Origin of the sequence: Streptomyces sp. NPDC088147 (genome assembly GCF_044741565.1) — a bacterium.
GTDB lineage: Bacteria > Actinomycetota > Actinomycetes > Streptomycetales > Streptomycetaceae > Streptomyces.
The window spans coordinates 229,496-248,579 of record NZ_JBIUSY010000004.1; the positions used below are offsets into that span (position 1 = coordinate 229,496).

Below are 19,084 nucleotides of genomic sequence, written 5' to 3' on the forward strand. Positions count from 1 at the left end.
GGGTGACCGTACCGGCCCGGACGGGCCCGGACCGGCCCGTACGGGACGGCCCCCACGAGACGGCCCTCACGAGACGGTCACTACAGGGCGGTCACTACGGGTCGGCGGACACGGCAGAGGGCCTCGGTACCGGAGCGATCCGGTACCGAGGCCCTCGCTGCCGCCGGGTCAGGGTCAGGTCAGCGGCAGGATCTCCGTGGGCGCGTGCCACGGCTCGGTGGCGAGGTCCTCGAACTCGTTCACGCTCGCGATGTCGCTGCCGCTCATCGCGATATTGGTGACGCGTTCGAGGATCGCCTCGACGATCACGGGGACACGGAACTCGGCGGCCAGCTTCTTGGCCTGCTCGAAGGCCGGCAGCAGCTGGTCGGGCTCGGTGACCCGGATCGCCTTGCAGCCCAGGCCCTCGGCGACCTTCACATGGTCGACGCCGTAGACGCCCAGCTCAGGTGAGTTGAGGTTCTCGAACTCCAGGTTGACCTGGAAGTCGATGTCGAAGTTGCGCTGCGCCTGGCGGATCAGACCCAGATACGCGTTGTTCACCAGCACGTGCACATACGGGATGCGGTGCTGCGCGCCGACCGCCAGCTCTTCGAGCATGAACTGGAAGTCGTAGTCGCCGGAGAGCGCGACGACCGTGGCCTCGGGGTCGGCGGTGGCCACCCCCAGCGCGGCGGGGATGGTCCAGCCGAGCGGGCCGGCCTGGCCGCAGTTGATCCAGTGGCGCGGCTTGTAGACGTGCAGCATCTGCGCGCCGGCGATCTGGGAGAGACCGATGGTGGTGACGTACCGGGTCTCGGGACCGAACGCGCGGTTCATCTCCTCGTACACGCGCTGCGGCTTGAGCGGCACGTTGTCGAAGTGGGTACGCCGGTGCAGCGTGGCCTTGCGTTCCCGCGCGGAGGCGGCCCACGTGGTGCGGTCGGGCAGTTCGCCCGCGGCCTTCAGTTCCCTCGCCACCTCGACGAAGAGCGTGAGCGCGGCCCCGGCGTCCGAGGCGATGCCGTAGTCAGGGGCGAAGATCTTGCCGATCTGGGTGGGCTCGATGTCGACATGGACGAAGGTGCGTCCGCGCGTATAGACGTCGAGCTTGCCCGTGTGGCGGTTGGCCCAGCGGTTGCCGATGCCGAGGACGAAGTCGGACTCCAGGAACGTGGCGTTGCCGTAGCGGTGCGAGGTCTGGAGCCCCACCATGCCGGCGTTCAGCTCGTGGTCGTCGGCGATGACGCCCCAGCCCATCAGGGTCGGCACGACCGGCGTGCCGGTGAGTTCGGCGAACTCGACCAGCAGGGCGGAAGCGTCGGCGTTGATGACACCGCCCCCGGCGACGATCAGCGGGCGCTCGGACGCGTTCAGCATCCTGACGGCCTTCTCGGCCTGCGCGCGCGTGGCGGCCGGCCGGAAGACCGGCAGCGGCTCATAGGTCTCGGGGTCGAACTCGATCTCGGTGAGCTGGACATCGATCGGCAGGTCGATGAGGACCGGCCCGGGGCGTCCCGAGCGCATGAGGTGGAACGCCTGCTGGAAGACGCCGGGGACCTGCGCGGCCTCCAGGACGGTCGTCGCGGCCTTGGTGACCGGCCGCGCGATCGAGGCGATGTCGACGGCCTGGAAGTCCTCCTTGTGGATCACCGCGGTGGGCGCCTGGCCGGTGATGCAGAGGATCGGGATGGAGTCGCCGATCGCGGAGTACAGGCCGGTGATCATGTCCGTGCCCGCGGGCCCGGACGTACCGACGCAGACGCCGATGTTGCCCGGGTGCGTACGGGTGTAGCCCTCGGCCATGTGCGAGGCGCCCTCGACATGGCGGGCGAGCGTGTGATGCACCCCGCCCGCGGCCTTGAGGGCGGCGTAGAAGGGGTTGATCGCGGCGCCCGGCACACCGAACGCGTTGCTGACGCCTTCGCGCTTGAGGATCTCAACTGCCGCTCGGGCGGCGGTCATTCGAGGCATGAAGTGCTCCTGCTTCGGCCGGCGGATCAGGGCTCTGTCGCGCCACCTGAGAGCACTAATTCCGTGATGCGGAAGTTTAGTTCTACTATCCGGAATCAATCTAAGGTCCTCGCGGTACGCCGTCAAGGGATCGGCGAAGACCCTCCCCCCTGGGCCGCCCTTGGTGGACGATGAACGGGGAGGTCGGGATGGGAGAGGGCGTTTCGGTGTGCTGTCCGTCGTGCGGCAGCCGCCATACGTTGACGGCGTCGGTCTATCCGTGCGCGTGCGGTGCTCCGGTGGCACCGGCGCTGCCCGGGAGCGCCCTGGTGGAGACGGTCACCCGGCGCGCCTGGGCGGACGAGTGGGTGACGGTCCGCTGTACGGCCTGCGCGCGCGAGGGCCAGTGGCCACGGCCGGAGCTGGGCTGTCCGTGCGGGGCGATGCTGCGGATCGCGGTGGAGCCGGCGACACCCGGGCCGGCCACGCGCGAGCCCGCGACACACGAGCCCGTGCCGGCCGAGCCCGCGACACCCTGGCCGGTGACAGCCGAGTCCGTGCCGGCCGAACCGACGACGGCCGGAGAACCGGCTCCCGAGCCCCAGGCCCCCGAGCGGCCCCCGGCGCTACGGCCCGTCCACGAACAGTCCACGTCGGAACGGCCCGTCCACGAGCAGTCCGCGTCGGAACGGCCCGTCCACGAGCACCCCGCGCATATCCCGCTGCCCCGCACCGCCGCCGCGCCGCGCCCCGCGTTCCGCCCCGTGACGATCCGTACGGCCCGCGACGCGGTGACCACGGCCGCGCTCTATCTGCGCTGGCTCGGCTTCAAGAGCGTCGTCGAGTCCGCAGAGCCGCCCGCGTCCGGCATCGTCGCGCCGCCCGGCACCGGTCTGCGCGGACCCGATGTGGTCGCCCAGGTCGACCCGACCACCGGCCCGGCGTCCCTGCGCTCCGTCGAGTGCCTCTGGCTCAACGGCATGAACGCGTCGGCGGCGAGCGTCTACTTCTCCCTCGCGGGGTACGCGGCCGACGCCCGTGCCCGCGCGGACGCTCTCGGCCTCCCGCTCTTCGTACTCGACCTCACCGGCACGCCCCAGCCCGTCAACGGCCCGGCGGACGAGCTGGTCTCGGCCGGGGCGCACCACCCGTAGAAGCCGCGGGAACAGCCCGCGCCATAATCACGTCATGCTCATTCGTCCCGCCGCCCCCGCCGACCTCCCGCTTCTCCAGGACATCGAACGGGCGGCGGGCGAACCGTTCCGCGCACGGGGGATGGCCGCGATCGCCGATGACGCGCCGCCCGCGCTCGATCTGCTGGAGCGCTACCGGCGGGCGGGCCGCGCCTGGGTGACGGACGACGGGACCGGCCGGCCCGTCGCGTATCTGATCCACGACACCGTCGACGGGGCGGCCCATGTCGAACAGGTCTCGGTCCACCCGGACGCCGCCCGCCGGGGCGTCGGCCGCGCGCTCCTCGGGCATCTCGCCGAGCGGGCCGTCCACGCGGGACTGCCCGCCCTCACCCTCACGACGTTCGCCGAGGTCCCCTGGAACGCCCCGTACTACGCGCGGCTCGGCTTCCGTACCCTCACGGAGGACGAACTCACCGACGGGCTGCGGGAGATCCGCCGTACGGAAGCCGCACACGGCCTGGACCGCTGGCCGCGTGTCTGCATGCGACGCGCTCTCTGACAGACGCGAGGGAACGCGAACACACGCGCACACGGACACGGACACGCGAGCAGACGGGCACACGCCCACTCGGGCACACGGGCACACGGGCACACGGGCACACGGGCACACGGGCAGACAGACACACGGGCACACCGAAACCGGTCAGCCCCCGGAAGGCCCCGAGAACCGCTCGCGCAGCTCGATCTTCCGCACCTTCCCGCTCACCGTCATCGGGAACTCGGCCAGGATCTCCACCCGGCGCGGGATCTTGTAGTGCGCGAGCCGTTCCCGGCAGTACGAGACGATGTCCGCCAGGGCCGGCGGATCGGCCGGGTCGCGCGGGATCACACAGGCCAGGATCTCCTCCCCGTACTTCTCGTCAGGGACACCGACCACCTGGACGTCCGCGACCTTGGGGTGGCCATACAGGAACTCCTCGATCTCCCGGGGAGAGACGTTCTCGCCGCCTCTGATGATCATGTCCTTGATCCGGCCGACGATCTGGGCGTAGCCGTCCTCGCGTATCACCGCCAGATCGCCGGTGTGCATCCAGCGGCCCGCGTCGATGACCTCGGCCGTACGCTCGGGCTCGTTCCAGTAGCCGAGCATCACGCTGTAGCCCCGGGTGCAGAGCTCGCCCGCCGTGCCGCGCGGCAGTGTCACCCCGCTGACCGGATCGATCACCTTGACCTCGATATGCGGCAGGGCCCGGCCGACCGTGCCCGTACGGCGTTCCAGATCGTCGTCGCGCCGGGTCTGGGTGGAGACCGGTGAGGTCTCGGTCATGCCGTAACAGATGGAGACCTCGGCCATGTTCATCTCGCTGACGACGCGCTTCATCACCTCCACCGGGCAGGGCGAGCCCGCCATGATGCCGGTGCGCAGCGAGGAGAGATCGTACGAGGCGAATTCGGGGAGGTTCAGCTCCGCGATGAACATCGTCGGGACGCCGTACAGCGAGGTGCAGCGCTCCCGTTCGACCGCGCGCAGTGTCGCCCCGGCCTCGAACGACGGCGCCGGGATGACCACGCACGCGCCGTGGGAGGTGACGCCGAGGTTGCCCATGACCATGCCGAAGCAGTGGTAGAAGGGCACCGGCAGACAGACGCGGTCCTGTTCCGTGTAGCCGACCGTCTCGCCCACGAAATAGCCGTTGTTGAGGATGTTGTGGTGGGAGAGGGTGGCGCCCTTGGGGAAGCCGGTGGTGCCCGAGGTGTACTGGATGTTGATCGGGTCGTCGCAGGACAGGGTGGCCTCGCGCGCGGCGAGTTGACTCTCCGTCACCTCACCTGCGGTGGAGAGCAGTTCGTGCCAGCTCGGATCACCGATGTAGTGCACGGAGCGCAGTTCGGGGCAGCGCGCCCGGACCTCCTCGACGAGGGCGCGGTAGTCGCTGGTCCGGTGGGCGAGGGAGGCGACGAGCACGGAGATCCCGGACTGGCGGAGCACGAACTCCACCTCGTGTGCGCGATAGGCCGGGTTGATGTTCACCATGATCGCGCCGATCCGGGCGGTCGCGTACTGCACGAGCAGCCACTCGGGGCAGTTGACCGCCCAGATCCCGACCCGGTCGCCCTTCGCCACGCCGCGTCCGAGCAGCGCCCGCGCCAGTTCGCCGACCGCGGCGCCGAACTCCGCGTATGTCCAGCGCCGTTGGGAAGGGACGTCGACCAGCGCCTCCCGGTCGGGGAAGGCGGCGATCGCCCGGTCGAGATTGGCGCCGATCGTGTCGCCGAGCAGCGGGGTCGTACCGGTGCCGTGCGTGTACGAGTTCACCGTCGCGGCGCCCGCCGTCGTCATCGCAGGTCCCCCTCGTCGTACTCGGCACCGGATCCCTGGGCCGTACGCTCCCGCAGTTCGATCCGGCGGATCTTCCCGGACACGGTCTTGGGCAGTTCGGCGAACTCCAGCCGGCGCACCCGCTTGTACGGCGCGAGGACCGCCCGCGAGTGGGCGAAGATGACCTTCGCCGTGTCGGGGCCCGGCTCCCAGCCCTCGGCGAGGACGACATACGCCTTCGGCACGGCGAGCCGCACCGAATCGGGCGCCGGGACGACCGCGGCCTCGGCGACGGCCTCGTGCTCCAGCAGCGCGCTCTCCAGCTCGAACGGCGAGATCTTGTAGTCGCTCGCCTTGAAGACGTCGTCGCTGCGGCCGATGTAGGTGATGTAGCCGTCCGCGTCGCGCGCGCCGATGTCACCGGTCCGGTAGTAGCCGCCGGCCATCGCCTCGGCCGTACGGTCGGGGTCACCGTGGTAGCCCGTCATCAGGCCGACCGGACGGGCCGAGAGATCGAGCGCGATCTCGCCCTCCCGCGCGCCGGGCGCGCCGGTGACCGGGTCGAGCAGTTCGACCTTGAAGCCGGGCGTCGGCCGCCCCATGGATCCGGATGTGACCGGCTGGCCAGGGGAGTTGGCGACCTGCACGGCCGTCTCGGTCTGGCCGAAGCCGTCCCTGATCGTCACGCCCCACGCGCGCCGGACCGTCTCGATGACCTCCGGGTTGAGCGGCTCGCCCGCCGCGACGGCCTCGCGCGGCGGTGTGCGCAGCTGGGTCAGATCGGCCTGGATCAGCATCCGCCAGACCGTGGGCGGGGCGCAGAAGCTGGTGACGCCCGCGTCGTCCATCTCCGCCATCAGCCTCGCCGCGTCGAAGCGTGTGTAGTTGTGGACGAAGACGGTCGCCTCGGCGTTCCAGGGGGCGAAGAGGTTCGACCAGGCGTGCTTGGCCCAGCCCGGCGAGGCGATGTTCAGATGGACGTCGCCCGGCTTGAGCCCGATCCAGTACATCGTCGCGAGATGGCCGATCGGATACGAGACATGCGTGTGCTCGACCAGTTTGGGGCGGGCGGTCGTGCCGGAGGTGAAGTACAGCATCAGCGGATCGTCCGCGTGGGTGACGCCGTCCGGCTCGAAGACGGCGGACCGGTCGTACGCCTCCTCGTACGAGGACCAGCCCTCGGGGGCGCCCCCGGAGCCGCTTTCCGGGCCCGCGCCGACCACGATCCTGGTGAAACCGCCCGGTACCGCGTCGAACTTCCCGGTGTCCTCGGCGCGGACGATCACATGGGCGGCCCGGCCGCGCTCGATACGGTCGCGCAGATCGGCGGGGCCCAGGAGCGGGGTGGCGGGGATGACGACGGCCCGCAGCTTCATCGCCGCGAGCGCGGTCTCCCACAGCTCGACCTGGTTGCCGAGCATGACGACGACACGGTCCTCGGCCCGTACGCCCTGCTCACGCAGCCAGTTGGCGGCACGGTTGGAGCGGGCGGACAGCTCGGCGAAGGTGACGCGGACCCGGCGGCCGTCCTCCTCGACGATATGCAGGGCGACACGGTCGTTCCCCCGCCCGTCCGGGCCTTCGGCGATCCGGTCGAACCAGTCCAGCGCCCAGTTGAAACGCTCGGGACGCGGCCAGTCGAAGCCCGCGTACGCCGTCGCGTAGTCCTCCCGGTGCGCCAGGAGGAAGTCCCTGGCCGCCCGGAACCGCTCGGTCGGATCGGCCGGAATGTCGGCCGCCCTCGGCTTCCTCGCCGTCATGTGTCCTCCTCATTGCCGGACGCTCTCTGACATCGTGTAATCAGTGACGCGGGTCTCACCACCCCCGGATGGGGGTGAGGGACGGTGGCGACGGGAGGAAGAGGCGTGGCCGAGCCGGTCGAGGCGGCGGAGATGCGGGCCGCGCTGCTGCGGCTGCGCAGGACGACCGGGCTGCCGGTGGCGTTCGGCGGGCTGCTGCACGAGGCGGGACGGATGGACATCGCCGAGCTGAACGGCGCGTCGACGGGCGCGCTGCGCGGCCTGGGGATCTCCGCCGGCAACGGCCTGGGCGGCAAGTCCATCGCGCTGTCCCGGCCGTGCGCGGTGACCGACTACCGCGAGGCGCGGCACATCAGCCACGAGTACGACGCGGCGGTGGCGGCGGAGGGCCTGCGCTCGGTGCTCGCGGTGCCGGTGGTCGTACGGCGCGAGGTGCGCGGGGTGCTGTACGGAGCCCTGCGCAGCGCCCTGCCGATCGGCGAGCGCACCTTCGACGCGGCGGTCGCCGCCGCGCGGGACGTGGAACAGGCGCTGGTCGTACGGGACGAGGTGCGGCGGCTGCTCGACGTCAGCCGCGAGCCCACGCCCGGACCCGCGGCCTGGGAGGAGGTCCGCGCGGCCCACAGCGATCTGCGGGCGCTGGCGCCGCGCGTCGTCGACGCGGAGCTGCGCGCGGAACTGCTCGGCGTCTGCGGGCGTCTGGCGGGCGCGTCGGACCCGGGGGGCGCCCCCGGCCGGGCGGGCGGCGCGCCGCGCCGTACGCCGGTCGCGCTGGCGCCGCGCGAGGTGGACGTCCTGACCTGCGTGGCATCGGGCTCGACCAACGCGGCGGCGGCCGAACTGCTCGGGCTGCGGCCGGAGACGGTGAAGGGTTATTTGCGCGCGGCGATGCGCAAGCTGGGGGCGCACACCCGGCTGGAAGCGGTGGTGGCGGCGCGCCGGGCGGGCCTGCTGCCCTGACCTCGGCCGCGGCACGCCGGCCTCCGCACCGCGGACACTCACCGCACTGGCCTGGCGGCGTCCCCGGCATTCCCGTCACACTGTGCCCGTATGTGCGACTGGAGGTACTGACATGGTGTCCACGGACCGTTTCCTGGCTTTCGCCGCGATGTCCCTGCTGGTGATCGTGATCCCGGGGCCGAGCGTGCTGTTCGTGATCGGCCGCGCGCTGGCGCATGGCCGGCGCACGGCGATGGCGACGGTGCTGGGCAATGTGATCGGTTCGTACGCCCTGGTGGTGGCGGTCGCGCTGGGGATCGGCGCGCTCGTCGAACGGTCGGTGACCGTCTTCCTCGCGGTGAAGCTGGCGGGCGCGGCCTATCTGGTGTTCCTGGGCGTGCAGGCGTTCCGGCACCGCAAGGACATGCGCGCCTCGGCCATGGCGGCGCCCGCGGGCCCGGCGCGCGGTGATCTCCGTACCGTCGGGGACGGCTTCGTCGTGGGGATCACCAATCCGAAGGGTGTGGTGTTCTTCGCGGCCGTGCTGCCGCAGTTCGTGGACCACTCCGCGGGTCACCTTCCCGTACAGATGCTGCTGCTCGGGCTGGTACCGATCGCCATCGGTCTGGTCACGGACACGCTGTGGGGGCTGGGCGCGGCGGCGGCGCGCACCTGGTTCGCCCGCTCGGAGCGCCGGCTGTCGGCGGTGGGCGGAGCGGGCGGCTGCGCGATGATCGGGCTCGGTGTGACGGTCGCGGTGACGGGCCGCGCGGACTGAGGGCCCAGACGGGCCCGAGCGGGCCTGGCGGGTGCGGGGGCCGGTCACCGCGACCGTCACGCGCCGGTGCGGCGCCGCGCGGCGCGGCGCCAGGATCGCGTCAAGATGAGGTCTCCCCAGGTCAACGCCGCGTTATGGCCCGGCCTTTTCGCCCCGTCCGGGGCATAGCTTCCAGGTGTCGGAGCGGTACCCACCGCTCCGACGGGTCAGACAGCGATCGACTCCCCTGGGAGGAAACCATGGAGCGCCTCATTTCCGAGGACGCGGACGGCGGCTCGGAGCCCGCCCCGGCCGCGGACCCCGACGCCGACCCCGACGAACCCCGGACGGCCCGGCCGCTGTACGTACCCGTACGGCTCGGCTCGGCCGGCGGCCACCAGCTGCGGTTCGCGCGCACGCCGCTCGGCGCGCGGACCGCGATCGGTTTCACCAGCAGCCTGCGGCTGACGGCCGTCCTCGGTGAGGGGCAGGCGTGGATCAGGCTCGCGGAGCCCGCGCTGCGCGCACTCGCGGAACCGCTCGGCGCGGCCCTCGTCACCGTGGACCCGCAGCTGACCGCACCCGCCATCGGCGGCCGGCCCGCGCCGGCCGGCCCCTGTGCCCGGCGCGCCCTGGAGATGCCGGAGGCGATGGCCGTATGACCGCCCAACCCCAGCTGCTGGTCAGCGAGTTGAACACGCCGACGGTCTGGCCCGCGTCCGCGGCCCTGGCCCCCGGCGGCGATATCGCGGTGGCCGGAGTCTCCCTCGCGGAACTGGCCGAGCGCTACGGAACCCCCGCCTATGTCCTGGACGAGGAGGAGGTACGGGCCCGTGCGCGGGCCTGGCGGCAGGCGCTGCCCGACGCCGATGTCGTCTACGCCGCCAAGGCGTTCCTGTGCCGCGCCGTCGTCGACTGGATGGAGCAGGAGGGCCTCGGCCTCGATGTCTGTTCGGCGGGCGAACTGGAGCTGGCGGCCACACGCGGCTTCCCGCCCGAGCGGATCGTGCTGCACGGCAACGCCAAATCCCCGCAGGACCTGAGGACCGCACTGCGCCTCGGTGTCGGCCGCGTCGTCATCGACTCGGCCTGCGAGACGGCCAGGCTGGCGGCACAGGTGCAGGGGCCGGACGCCCAGCAGGTGATGGTCCGCGTACTGCCCGGGATCGAGGCGGGCGCGCACCCCAAGATCCGTACGGGAGCGGACGGCCAGAAGTTCGGGCTGTCCCTCGCGGACGGGAGCGCGGAGGACACGATCGCCCGCGTCCTCGGTCAGCCCCGGCTCGAACTCGTGGGCCTGCACTGCCATCTGGGCTCGCAGATCACCGAGCCCGGCCCGTACGCCGAGGCGGTACGACGGCTGGTGGCGTTCATGTCCGTCCTCCGCGACCGGCACGGGGTGACACTGCCCGAACTGGACCTGGGCGGCGGTTTCGCGGTCGCGTATCTGCCGGGCGATCCGGCGCCGACGCCCGCGGAGTACGCCGGGCTGATCACCGGCACACTGGCGAGCGCCTGCGCCGAGCACGGCCTGCCGGTCCCGCGGCTGACCGTGGAACCGGGCCGCTCGGTCATCGCCCCGGCCGGGATCGCCCTCTACCGGGTGCTGTCGGTGAAGCGCACCGCCGGGCGGGTCTTCATCGCCGTCGACGGCGGGATGAGCGACAACCCGCGGCCCGCGCTGTACGGGGCGCGATACACGGTCCGCCGGGTGGGCCGAGCGTCCGACGCGCCGATGCGCACGGCGACGGTCGTCGGCCGGCACTGCGAGGCGGGCGATGTGCTCGCGGAGTCGGTGGAGCTGCCGGAGGACATCAGACCGGGGGACGTACTGGCGGTACCCGCCGCCGGGGCCTACCAGGTGTCGATGGCGTCGGGCTACAACATGACGGGCCGCCCGCCGGTGGTGGCGGTCTCCGGGGGAAGATCGCGGCTGCTGGTGCGCCGGGAGAGCTTCGAGGACCTGCGCGCCCGGGATGTGGGCCTCTGAGGTTCCCCGGGGGATCCGTGTGGCGCCAAAGCACGGACCCGGAGGTCGTACGAGGTGGCCGAGGCCAGGGTTGTGAGCAGCCGCTTCCCCTCCTCGGCCGCCTCCGCCCGGTATACGCGGGGCAGTGGATCGAAGGCGGGACGATCGGCGTCGCGATGACTCCGTCTGGTTCTCCGTCACAAGCCGGACCCGGCGGGGACCCGTCCGCCTGCCGGGTCCAGTAAGTGATATCCCCCGCGTGACGCAGGTCCCTGATACGCGGGGGTGATCACCATGTTCTGGCGGGGGTGCGAAGAACAGCGGAGGGTTGGACTCGTAGCGCGGGTGGCGATCTTCCTGACATAGATGGTCTACAGAAGCGAGCTGTCGATGTGGGGCTGCGCACGCTCGGGCCGGACCCCGACTTCGTCACTGTGTCGGAGTGGCTTCGGTATGCGGTGAGCGTGGCGAGCGGCGGAGCGCCGGCTATGGCAGTGCGGCTGCGCAGATTCCCCCAGGACTGTGCGGATGAGGGGAACATCATCCGGCGTGGGCGAGCGACGTGAGACCGGCGTGAGGCAACAGCGCTCCCCCGGTTCTCAGCTTCGCGTTGACCGTTCACATGACCGCCTCCACATTTTGGTCACAACTCGATCACCTCTCGCGCACTCCGCTCACCTGTGACCTTCCTTCGCCGTTACCTTCATCCCTCCACAAACACCCTTGGGGGACGCATGTCGCAGAGCCACCAGCCGCCGTGGGGGCAGCCGCCCCAGCCGCCCACCGGTCCGAATCCCTACGTTGCGCCCGCGACCCCACCGGCACGGCCCAAGTGGACGCGGAAGCGGATCCTGATCCCAGCCGCGTTCCTGGTGTTCTTCATCGGCGTCATCGCAGGGACCGACGCCCCCGCTCAGACGGAGAAGGCGGCCAGCACCAAGGCGGCGCCTGAACCGACCATGACGGTGACCGCGACAGTCACGACCACGCCTCAACCCGCAATCACCAAGACCGTGACGGCCAGTCCGGAGCCGGCGCCCACCGTCACGAAAACCAAGACCGTGCGCGTCACCGTCGCCCCGGATGCCGACAGCGGGAACGACGACAGCGGTACGTCGAGTGACGGCGGCTCCACTTACTACGCGAACTGCACTGCGGTCCGAGCCGCGGGTGCCGACCCTATCTACTCGGGCGACCCCGGCTACGGAAGCCACCTGGACCGTGACGGAGACGGCGTCGCCTGCGAATAGCGCGTCGCATGACGAAGCCCTCCGCTGCCGCCAGCACGAGGGGGCGTCCGACGGTTCCGGCGGCGGGTCCATGATCCCTCTCCTACTGGATATCAGCGCCGCGGAGGGGGTCCGGTCCCAGGATCAGAATGCTGCTCGGCCCATGCTCCGAGGCGGGCGCTGTCCCGCCGGCACGCCGGAGCACCCGAGTCGTCCGCCGCGGGCTGAAGCGAGTAGCCGTCGGGAAAGGTCAGGCCGCCGGCTCCGTCCGTACCCGCAGGCCGGGCGGACTCTGCGCGGCGGCCGGGCCCGGCACCGCCGAGTCCCTCCCCGTCGCTCCCGATTGGCCGGGGGATGGGGGGTGACGCTCGGCGCCGCCAGGCCCTGTCCCCAGGCAGCCGACCGGACCGGACAGCCCCGGAATCGGCACTGCCACCTCGGCCCGGCTCGGCAGATCTCGAGACCGCGTGACTCTCCTTCGCGCTGGGGAGCCGGCCCGCGTCCGGATCCCGATCGCGCTTGTCAGCGGCCGTACTTGATCTGTTGTTCCCGGCCGAACCGACGACGGACACGCCGGTTGTTCGCCATCAGGCCGCCCTCCAAGTGCCCGAAGTCCTGAAAGTTTCCAGGTGAGTCAGCGCGTTCAGGGTTCTGATTCGTCCGACCATCGTGCGCCCTCATCCGGAATCAGACGATGCCCTCGCTCGAATCGAATCGGTTCCAGCCACCCCTGGATGGTGTGGCGCTTCCCGCTCGCTTGGGCATCGGCCTTCACGACGCGCCGAGTTGAAGGTTGATGCGGCTGATCAACTCGTCCCGGCGAGAGCGCAGTTCGGCCGGGGCGCAGGTGACGGCGATCCGGTGGGCCTCGACCAAGGGGCCGAGCTCCGGCGGGGGCTCGACCACGTCCGCGAAGAGCGGTGCCATCCAGACGGCTGTCGGTGCCTGTGACTCGGCGCCGCTGCGCAGGGCGGCCGGGGCGGGTGGAAGGTGGCCGGCTTGGCCGTGCAACATACGGGCAGTGAGGATGGCTGCCTCCCAGGCGCGCATATTCTCAAGGCGCACGTGCGAGGCCAGTTCGTCACGCAGCGCGCACAGGTCGCTCCAGGCCCGCTCATGCTCGCGCAGTGCCTCGCCTGCCCGCCGCACCTGCCAGGCGTACGCCATCCGGGCCCGCAGCAGGCCACGACGGGCCTCGGCGGCACTGTCCGCGTATGGATTGTGGGCGACGACCTTCATCGCTACGGCGGTGATCGCAAGCACCAGCATCAGTACGGCGACCCAACCGGGCGCGTAGCGGGCGCCCTCGACCTCCTCACCCGCCCCAGTGTCGCGGGCGCGCAGGACCGCCCACACAGTAACGGTGAGCAGCACGGATGCGAGGTAGAGGGCGGGAAGGGAGAGCGAACCGAGCAGCGACAGTACGGGGCGGCGCTCGCGGAGGGCGCGGAGCTGCTCGCGTACCCGATGCAGCGGGGCCGCGATCGCGTGCCCGGACAGCATCAGGGCCAGGGCCAGAATGACACCGGGCAGGAAAGAGACCGACTGTTCGATCAGCGAGACGGCCTCCTCACTTGTGGTGAGGTACTGGAAGACTCTCATGAAGTACCACGCGTCGAACACAGCCATGGCGGCGACGACTGGCCACCGCAGCAGGCGTATCCACATTTCGCGGCGACGCCGGTCTTCGGCCCCGTCCGCCGCGTGCCGCGTCTCGACCGCCTCTTGGGCAGCCCGGGTCGTCCGGAGGGAGGCGGCGGCTTCGAACCGGGCCAGGGACTGGACAGCCTCCTCTGTCCTTGCATGGGCGCCGATTGCGCGGGCCCGTGCGGCGGCCAACTGCCCTCGGTTGTGGCTGACGAGTTCGGCAACATCGCGGGCTGCGCGTAGGAGCATCCGCATCTCACCGTTGTCCAGGTGCTCCGGGTCGCGTTCGGGGCCCTCCTCAGCGCTTTTCACCAGGTGCCTGATGTCGCATCCACAGCCGTGGTGGCAGGGAATGCCTCGGTGGTTCTGGGACATGAACGACGTCCTTTTCTACGAGCTGCTTCTCGTATGGCAGTGGGTTCCGGCAAGACGATCAGCGACGCACCGTCACCGCGATCTCCACCCGGCGGTTGCAGGCCATGGCCGCGTAGTCGGGTACTCCATCGCGCTGCTCCGGGGAGCATTTGGGACGGTCGTCGGAGTAGCCATGAACGGAGGCCACCACGGTCCCGCGCTCAGCGAGGGCAGACCGGACGGCCAGCGCACGGGCCAGGGAGAGCTGCCTGCCGCGCCGCTCGCTGCCGCGCGAGTCGGTATGTCCGGAGACGGCTACCGAGACGGGATCGAGCTCCTTGATACGGCGCGCAGCGTCGTCCAGCGTGCTCCGCGCTGCCTGAGACAGCTCTGCGCGGTCCGTCCCGAACAGGACAGAGCCGGGGAGAATGATCGTCGTGATCCGGCCGGTCGGCTGCTCCGAGACGGCGGGGAAGGTCACCTCCGGTTCGGTCTTCCCCGCTTCGGTGTTGCTCCCCGCCTCGCGTGTACGGGCGCTGGCGGTCACCCGACACGCCGAGGCAGCAGTTGCCTCGCACATCCGGGTCCAGAAGGCGGCAAGCCAGGCAGTCTGCGGCGAGGACGGCACCTCGCCCCGGGCAGCGCGGCCTATGCCCACGAGGCTCACCTCTGCACTCTTCAGATCGGGCAGTTCGCCCGTCCTTTCACAGCGCGCCACCATCGCCGTGATCTCCGCCGTACCGTCGAACCCGGCGGAACGCAAGTCAGCACAGCCGGTGTTGACAAGCCCGTCCGTCGCGACGACGATCCGGCGGCGCCCCTCGGTGGAGCCCAGTTGATCAGCAGCCGCGGCGAGCGCACCGAGAACATCCGTACGATCGCTACTCGGCGTGTCGGCTGACATCTGCCGCAGCCGTTCCTCGAAGCAGCCGCGCCGACTGCTCCGATGGTCCCTCTTCCGCATGTCGTTGCCCTCGACAGGCGTGACGGACGCCCCGTCCACCTCCCAGTCGACGGTGGCCCGGGTTCCGTCGAAGCCGGCCACGGAAAGGATGCCGCCTTCCAACTCCGACTGTGCGAGCCCCCTGGCAGCCATCACAGTGGCCGCCCAGTCCGGTACCCGGGCTCCCTGCGTGGCCGCCGCGTCCGGCTGGGTCGAGGAGCTGCGGTCCAGGAGGACGACGGTCCGCTGCCCGGTCCCGCCCTTCTCGTCGGACGTACGGTCCAGCCAGGCGCAGGACCGTGCCTGGGGTGTGTCGAAGGCACCGCAGGCGCTGCCCGCCACAACGACGGTCAGAGCCAGAGCCACGGTGAGGAGTCGGCTGGGGCGCGTTCGGTTCAAGAGGCTCATTGCTCTCTCCAGGGTTGGTGAAATACACATTTATGACTGTTCTTGGGAGGTATCACGGGAGTTACTGGAGTCCTCAGCCGCTCGGTGCCAGGAGGTCTCCGTGTCCAGCCCCGCCCCCATCGCCGGAAACACCAGCCCAGACGCCCGCGCAGGCGAGGAGAAAGCCGTCGACCTCCGGTCGGGGCTGGCCGTTTACACCTCACTCCAGGCATCGAGCCAGTTCGCCGACGCGAAGGCCGGCATCCTCGGTGCCGTCCAGGCGGGACTGCTGGCCACCGCGGTCCCGCAGGGCGGTGTTGTGCGCGAGGCATGGGAGCGTGGCGGGCCCGGCGCCTGGGTCGGGGTCGGCCTTCTGGTACTGCACGTGGCGGCGTTCCTGCCCGCCGTGTACTGCGTGGCCCAAGCGCTGCGCCCCCGCCTGGGGCCCCCGCCCGCCCCGAACAGGTTCAGCCTGCCGCTGCTGGCCACCGCCGACGGCACTCCTCCCCCGCCGGACGAGGACAGCGAACGGGAGGAGATCTGGCAGCTCATTCCCATACTGGCCCGGGTGGCGATGGCGAAGCACCGATACATCGCCCGGGGAGTGGTCTGGACGGGGCTGATGGCGGTGGCCGCCGGTCTCTCCTTACTCGCCGGTCCGCTGTTGGCCTGAGCCACCGCGCCGGGTTGCCTCAGCTCAGTCCCGGGCCGGCTGGGGCAGCGGCTCGGACGGCCCGCCGCCGGAGCCCAGCTCGCCCGGCAGTGGCAGACCGAACACCCGCATCGCGTGCGTGAGCTGCTGCTCGTTCTCGAGGACGAACTCGAAGAGATCCTGCGCGTGATACGCCTTTATCTGCCGATCCAGGATCTTGGCGAACTCGTCGATCTGCTTGTGCCGCTGCCGGAACATGTCGCCGACCTCGGTGGCCGCCTGGTCCGGTCGCTCGGCCAGCAGAACCGCCCAGGGCGTGAGCCAGGACAGGGTGTCCTCGTTCTGCCGCGGACCGGCCAGCCCACCAGCGAGAAAGGCCCGCCACTTCTCGGCGACATCGCTCAGCCGCTCCACTTGGAGCGCTGACTTCGCATACCGGTGCTCGATGTCCTGGAGTTCCAGGGCGGCCTTGCGCTGCTGCTCAACCACCTCCGGCGCAAGGTGGAAAAAAGCGACGGTACGACAGCTCACCAGCCCGTTCTCGAAGCACTCCCCCTCCCGCAGAGCGTCGTTGACGGCGCGCTCCGCCTCCTCTGCATGGAACGGCTCATAGGCTCGGGCGACTTCGCGGACGCGTTCTATGAGCCGCTCGGGCATGGCCAGCTGATAGCCGTCGATGGCGCGGTTCAGCGTCTCCGAATCGAGTCGCCCCTCGGCGCACCAGTCACAGCGGATCTCGACCTGGAAGCCGAACCCGCCTCCCTTGGCAGGGGTCTCGAAGGTCACCGTGGACTCGCGGTGGACAGCCACGATCTCCGGTACGTCCATGGTCATGGCTTCCAGGGGCGGCACGGCGTGTCCCGGCCCGCCTCCGAAAAGAGTGCGCAGCCAGCTGAACGGGCCGCGGCGCGATGTGCTGGTCACGTCGACCACCTTTCCGTCACTAGAGAACCGATGTATCGGGCTGTTTCGTCATCGGGGAGCTGATGGCCCCACAGCCGCAGGTAGAACACGAACCGCTCGCGCATGCCGTCGCCCTCGGCTCCCGGCTCGGGAAGCTCTGCGATGAAATCGGCCACCAGGCCATCGAGGCCCGGCTCGTCTCCGGCCTGCTCCACCCACAGACGCATGGCGTTCCAGCCGCACTGACGGTGCTGGAGGCTGGTGCTGAGCAGGACCTGCCGGGTCAGCCGCAGCAGGTGGGCACGTGAACCCGGATCCTTCAGGAAGGAGGTGACCGCTCTCTCGCCGCGGAATCTACTGAACCGCTGGAGGCACTGGGCCGCGTCGTCGCGCAGCCAGTGGCGTGACGAGGCCGACCAGTCGGCCAGCCGTTTCAGGACCTGGACCTGCGATCCGGCCGCGTAGATCTCCCGTACTGCGGCCCACACGCTCTTCATCCCCGACTGGGCGATCCGCTCCAGACTGTCCAGGGACTCGGCCGGGAACATCGCGCCGATCCCCGTGCCGTACGCGGCCTGGGCGCAGGTTCGGAAGTCGCGCCGCTGGGACCAGCGCCACAGCAGACGCTGGACCCGGGAGACGAGTAACGGGTCGGCCACCGCCCGTTCCAAGGCCCAAGCCGCCGCGAATCGCTTCCGGTCGGCGTGCTCCCCCTTGTCGGATGCCCACCCTACGAGCAGTTCCTCATGCACATAGGCCCAGTCGAAGGTCGCCAGCAGACCGACCGTCTGGGCGGCCGATACCCTGATGTCCTCCTCACCCCTGACGACCAGGCTGTCCAGCCACTCCAACAACGGACCTCGTGCCCCGCTGTGGTCGTGCCACAGCACCTCCATGACCGCCTCACCGAGACCCCGCTGGCTGACCCGCACCAGGCACTCCGGGTGCCGGGCCCCGACCGGGTGACCGTTACGGTCGGTGAACTCCACGTCGGAGTGGTCCAGCCAGTCCTGCACGCTCTCCTCGAACAGCGGCATCTCGGGCGCGGAGGAGGGTGAGCGCACACCATGCAGCAGTTCCGCCAGCCGGTGGGACTCCCGGCTGACCCGGCTCAGCGTCGTCCCGTCGAGCACCACACAGGCCAGCAGAAACGCCCGGGACCACAGGGACACCGCGGGCTTTCTCGCACCGTCGGAGCCGGCCGTCTGTGGCTGTCCGAGCAGCTTCACCGCTTTGGCCCGCAAGCCGGTCGCGAGCCCCTGGACGATCTGGTCGGCGTCCTCACCGTCGTGCGCGCGTCGAGCCAGTTGACGGGCCAGAGCGGCAATCTCCGCCATGGATCTGCGCCCGCGCAGATCCTCCCGGAGACGCTCGTGCTCCAAGAGTTTGCGGCATGCCTCCGGCAGGTCGGCGAGCAGGACCGTCAGATGCCGTTCCAGCACACGGAGCCGAAGGTCATCCGCGACCTCGTGCTCGACTACGTGTCCTTCCAGACTGCCGACCGGCACCTGGTCGTCGACGGTGATCACCAGTGGGGAGCGGCGGTAGGTCTCGTCCCGCAGCCGGTTGAGCAACTGCGCGCGCAGTTCCCTCGCCCACTCCTTCCCATCGCTCTCGATGACATGACCCCGGCTCGGCTGAAGGCCCCCGTCCTCCTTCAGCAGCCGCCGTACGCCAGTCTCGGAGTCCAGGACGACGACGCCGGTGTCCATCGCCTCCCGCGCGGCGAGCAGCGCGGTGGTGTAACGCCCGGAACCGGGCGCCCCGCGCAGCACCGCGACCCCGTGCTTGGCCAGATGCTCCACCAAGACGTTGTGGGTGGCGGGTCCCACGTACAGTTCGCGCTCACGGTCCAGGTCGTCCTCCGGGACCCGGCCGTCGACCGGGTCGACCGAAGGGGTGCTGTAGTAGGTGTTCTTGTAGATGGTCCCGGCCGCGTCCCCACTGCCGAAGCCGACGGCTCCGCCTTCGATTCCCCCTTCAATCAAGGCCACAGGCAGGCCCCGCCGACGTAACCACCGAATGTGGTCGGCCTGTTCGTCCGATGCGTCCACGCCGGCGGGTGCGTACGCGGCTTCCTCTTCGTCCGCGGACGGCTCCGCGACGGTGTTGTCCTGGTTCTCGCTGGTGAGGTTGGTCATGCCGTCCATGCCTGG

15 protein-coding genes are annotated in these 19,084 nt (G+C 70.6%); 8 read left to right on the plus strand and 7 right to left on the minus strand.

What is annotated here, in order from left to right; translation table 11 throughout:
- Positions 1-174: 174 nt before the first annotated feature.
- Positions 175-1,944: a glyoxylate carboligase gene (gene gcl / locus ACIOGX_RS16200; RefSeq protein WP_401914221.1), complete on the minus strand. Its 1,770-nt coding sequence runs from the start codon at positions 1,942-1,944 to the stop codon at positions 175-177.
- Between the two features lie 197 nt (positions 1,945-2,141).
- On the opposite strand from gcl, the gene ACIOGX_RS16205 reads away from it, so the two are divergent.
- Together ACIOGX_RS16205 and ACIOGX_RS16210 are read left to right on the plus strand one after the other, a co-directional pair.
- On the plus strand, positions 2,142-3,086 hold the full coding sequence (locus ACIOGX_RS16205) for a hypothetical protein (RefSeq protein ID WP_401913714.1): 945 nt from the start codon (positions 2,142-2,144) through the stop codon (positions 3,084-3,086).
- 34 nt (positions 3,087-3,120) lie between these two features.
- A complete protein-coding gene (locus ACIOGX_RS16210) occupies positions 3,121-3,627 on the plus strand; it encodes a GNAT family N-acetyltransferase (protein ID WP_401766367.1) in 507 nt (168 codons plus the stop codon).
- Positions 3,628-3,771: 144 nt separating this feature from the next.
- Here the strand turns inward: ACIOGX_RS16210 and ACIOGX_RS16215 are convergent, their stop codons facing one another.
- Together ACIOGX_RS16215 and ACIOGX_RS16220 are read right to left on the minus strand one after the other, a co-directional pair.
- On the minus strand, positions 3,772-5,409 hold the full coding sequence (locus ACIOGX_RS16215; RefSeq protein ID WP_401913717.1) for an AMP-binding protein: 1,638 nt from the start codon (positions 5,407-5,409) through the stop codon (positions 3,772-3,774).
- Positions 5,406-7,148, minus strand: coding sequence for an AMP-binding protein (locus ACIOGX_RS16220; protein ID WP_401913720.1), 1,743 nt, complete (start codon positions 7,146-7,148; stop codon positions 5,406-5,408). Before ACIOGX_RS16220 ends, ACIOGX_RS16215 begins: the two co-directional genes overlap by 4 nt.
- A gap of 105 nt (positions 7,149-7,253) precedes the next feature.
- On the opposite strand from ACIOGX_RS16220, the gene ACIOGX_RS16225 reads away from it, so the two are divergent.
- The 5 genes from ACIOGX_RS16225 (at position 7,254) to ACIOGX_RS16245 (ending at position 12,063) form a co-directional block, all read left to right on the plus strand.
- Positions 7,254-8,108 carry a helix-turn-helix transcriptional regulator gene (locus ACIOGX_RS16225; RefSeq protein ID WP_356510316.1) on the plus strand — a complete coding sequence of 285 codons (855 nt, stop codon included), beginning with the start codon at positions 7,254-7,256 and terminating at the stop codon, positions 8,106-8,108.
- Between the two features lie 112 nt (positions 8,109-8,220).
- Complete coding sequence (locus ACIOGX_RS16230; protein ID WP_356510318.1) at positions 8,221-8,865, plus strand: LysE family translocator; 645 nt, start codon at positions 8,221-8,223, stop codon at positions 8,863-8,865.
- A 239-nt stretch (positions 8,866-9,104) separates the two neighbouring features.
- Positions 9,105-9,506, plus strand: a complete 402-nt coding sequence (locus ACIOGX_RS16235) for an SAV_915 family protein (protein WP_401913724.1) — start codon at positions 9,105-9,107, stop codon at positions 9,504-9,506.
- Positions 9,503-10,834: a diaminopimelate decarboxylase gene (lysA, locus tag ACIOGX_RS16240; RefSeq protein ID WP_356510321.1), complete on the plus strand. Its 1,332-nt coding sequence runs from the start codon at positions 9,503-9,505 to the stop codon at positions 10,832-10,834. The genes ACIOGX_RS16235 and lysA overlap by 4 nt, the downstream gene beginning before the upstream one ends.
- 713 nt (positions 10,835-11,547) lie before the next feature.
- Entirely contained in the window at positions 11,548-12,063 is a 516-nt protein-coding gene (locus ACIOGX_RS16245) for an excalibur calcium-binding domain-containing protein (RefSeq protein WP_401913727.1), read from the plus strand.
- 750 nt (positions 12,064-12,813) lie between these two features.
- On the opposite strand, the gene ACIOGX_RS16250 is transcribed toward ACIOGX_RS16245, so the two are convergent.
- Together ACIOGX_RS16250 and ACIOGX_RS16255 are read right to left on the minus strand one after the other, a co-directional pair.
- Positions 12,814-14,064: a hypothetical protein gene (locus ACIOGX_RS16250; protein ID WP_401913730.1), complete on the minus strand. Its 1,251-nt coding sequence runs from the start codon at positions 14,062-14,064 to the stop codon at positions 12,814-12,816.
- Positions 14,065-14,122: 58 nt separating this feature from the next.
- The gene (locus ACIOGX_RS16255) at positions 14,123-15,394 is read right to left on the minus strand and encodes an OmpA family protein (RefSeq protein WP_401913733.1); all 1,272 of its coding nucleotides are present in this window, start codon (positions 15,392-15,394) and stop codon (positions 14,123-14,125) included.
- Positions 15,395-15,494: 100 nt separating this feature from the next.
- Between ACIOGX_RS16255 and ACIOGX_RS16260 the strand changes: the two genes are divergently transcribed.
- A complete protein-coding gene (locus ACIOGX_RS16260) occupies positions 15,495-16,046 on the plus strand; it encodes a hypothetical protein (RefSeq protein ID WP_401913736.1) in 552 nt (183 codons plus the stop codon).
- Positions 16,047-16,070: 24 nt separating this feature from the next.
- On the opposite strand, the gene ACIOGX_RS16265 is transcribed toward ACIOGX_RS16260, so the two are convergent.
- Together ACIOGX_RS16265 and ACIOGX_RS16270 are read right to left on the minus strand one after the other, a co-directional pair.
- Entirely contained in the window at positions 16,071-16,949 is an 879-nt protein-coding gene (locus ACIOGX_RS16265) for a hypothetical protein (RefSeq protein ID WP_401913739.1), read from the minus strand.
- Positions 16,946-19,078 carry a hypothetical protein gene (locus ACIOGX_RS16270; protein WP_401913742.1) on the minus strand — a complete coding sequence of 711 codons (2,133 nt, stop codon included), beginning with the start codon at positions 19,076-19,078 and terminating at the stop codon, positions 16,946-16,948. The genes ACIOGX_RS16265 and ACIOGX_RS16270 overlap by 4 nt, the downstream gene beginning before the upstream one ends.
- Between the last annotated feature and the right edge of the window lie 6 nt (positions 19,079-19,084).

Bases quoted from the DNA above. Each gene is read 5' to 3' on its own strand.
- gcl (WP_401914221.1), bottom strand. From the start codon at position 1,944: ATGACCGCCGCCCGAGCGGCAGTTGAGATCCTCAAGCGCGAAGGCGTC.
- ACIOGX_RS16205 (WP_401913714.1), top strand. From the start codon at position 2,142: ATGGGAGAGGGCGTTTCGGTGTGCTGTCCGTCGTGCGGCAGCCGCCAT.
- ACIOGX_RS16210 (WP_401766367.1), top strand. From the start codon at position 3,121: ATGCTCATTCGTCCCGCCGCCCCCGCCGACCTCCCGCTTCTCCAGGAC.
- ACIOGX_RS16215 (WP_401913717.1), bottom strand. From the start codon at position 5,409: ATGACGACGGCGGGCGCCGCGACGGTGAACTCGTACACGCACGGCACC.
- ACIOGX_RS16220 (WP_401913720.1), bottom strand. From the start codon at position 7,148: ATGACGGCGAGGAAGCCGAGGGCGGCCGACATTCCGGCCGATCCGACC.
- ACIOGX_RS16230 (WP_356510318.1), top strand. From the start codon at position 8,221: ATGGTGTCCACGGACCGTTTCCTGGCTTTCGCCGCGATGTCCCTGCTG.
- ACIOGX_RS16235 (WP_401913724.1), top strand. From the start codon at position 9,105: ATGGAGCGCCTCATTTCCGAGGACGCGGACGGCGGCTCGGAGCCCGCC.
- lysA (WP_356510321.1), top strand. From the start codon at position 9,503: ATGACCGCCCAACCCCAGCTGCTGGTCAGCGAGTTGAACACGCCGACG.
- ACIOGX_RS16245 (WP_401913727.1), top strand. From the start codon at position 11,548: ATGTCGCAGAGCCACCAGCCGCCGTGGGGGCAGCCGCCCCAGCCGCCC.
- ACIOGX_RS16250 (WP_401913730.1), bottom strand. From the start codon at position 14,064: ATGTCCCAGAACCACCGAGGCATTCCCTGCCACCACGGCTGTGGATGC.
- ACIOGX_RS16255 (WP_401913733.1), bottom strand. From the start codon at position 15,394: ATGAGCCTCTTGAACCGAACGCGCCCCAGCCGACTCCTCACCGTGGCT.
- ACIOGX_RS16270 (WP_401913742.1), bottom strand. From the start codon at position 19,078: ATGGACGGCATGACCAACCTCACCAGCGAGAACCAGGACAACACCGTC.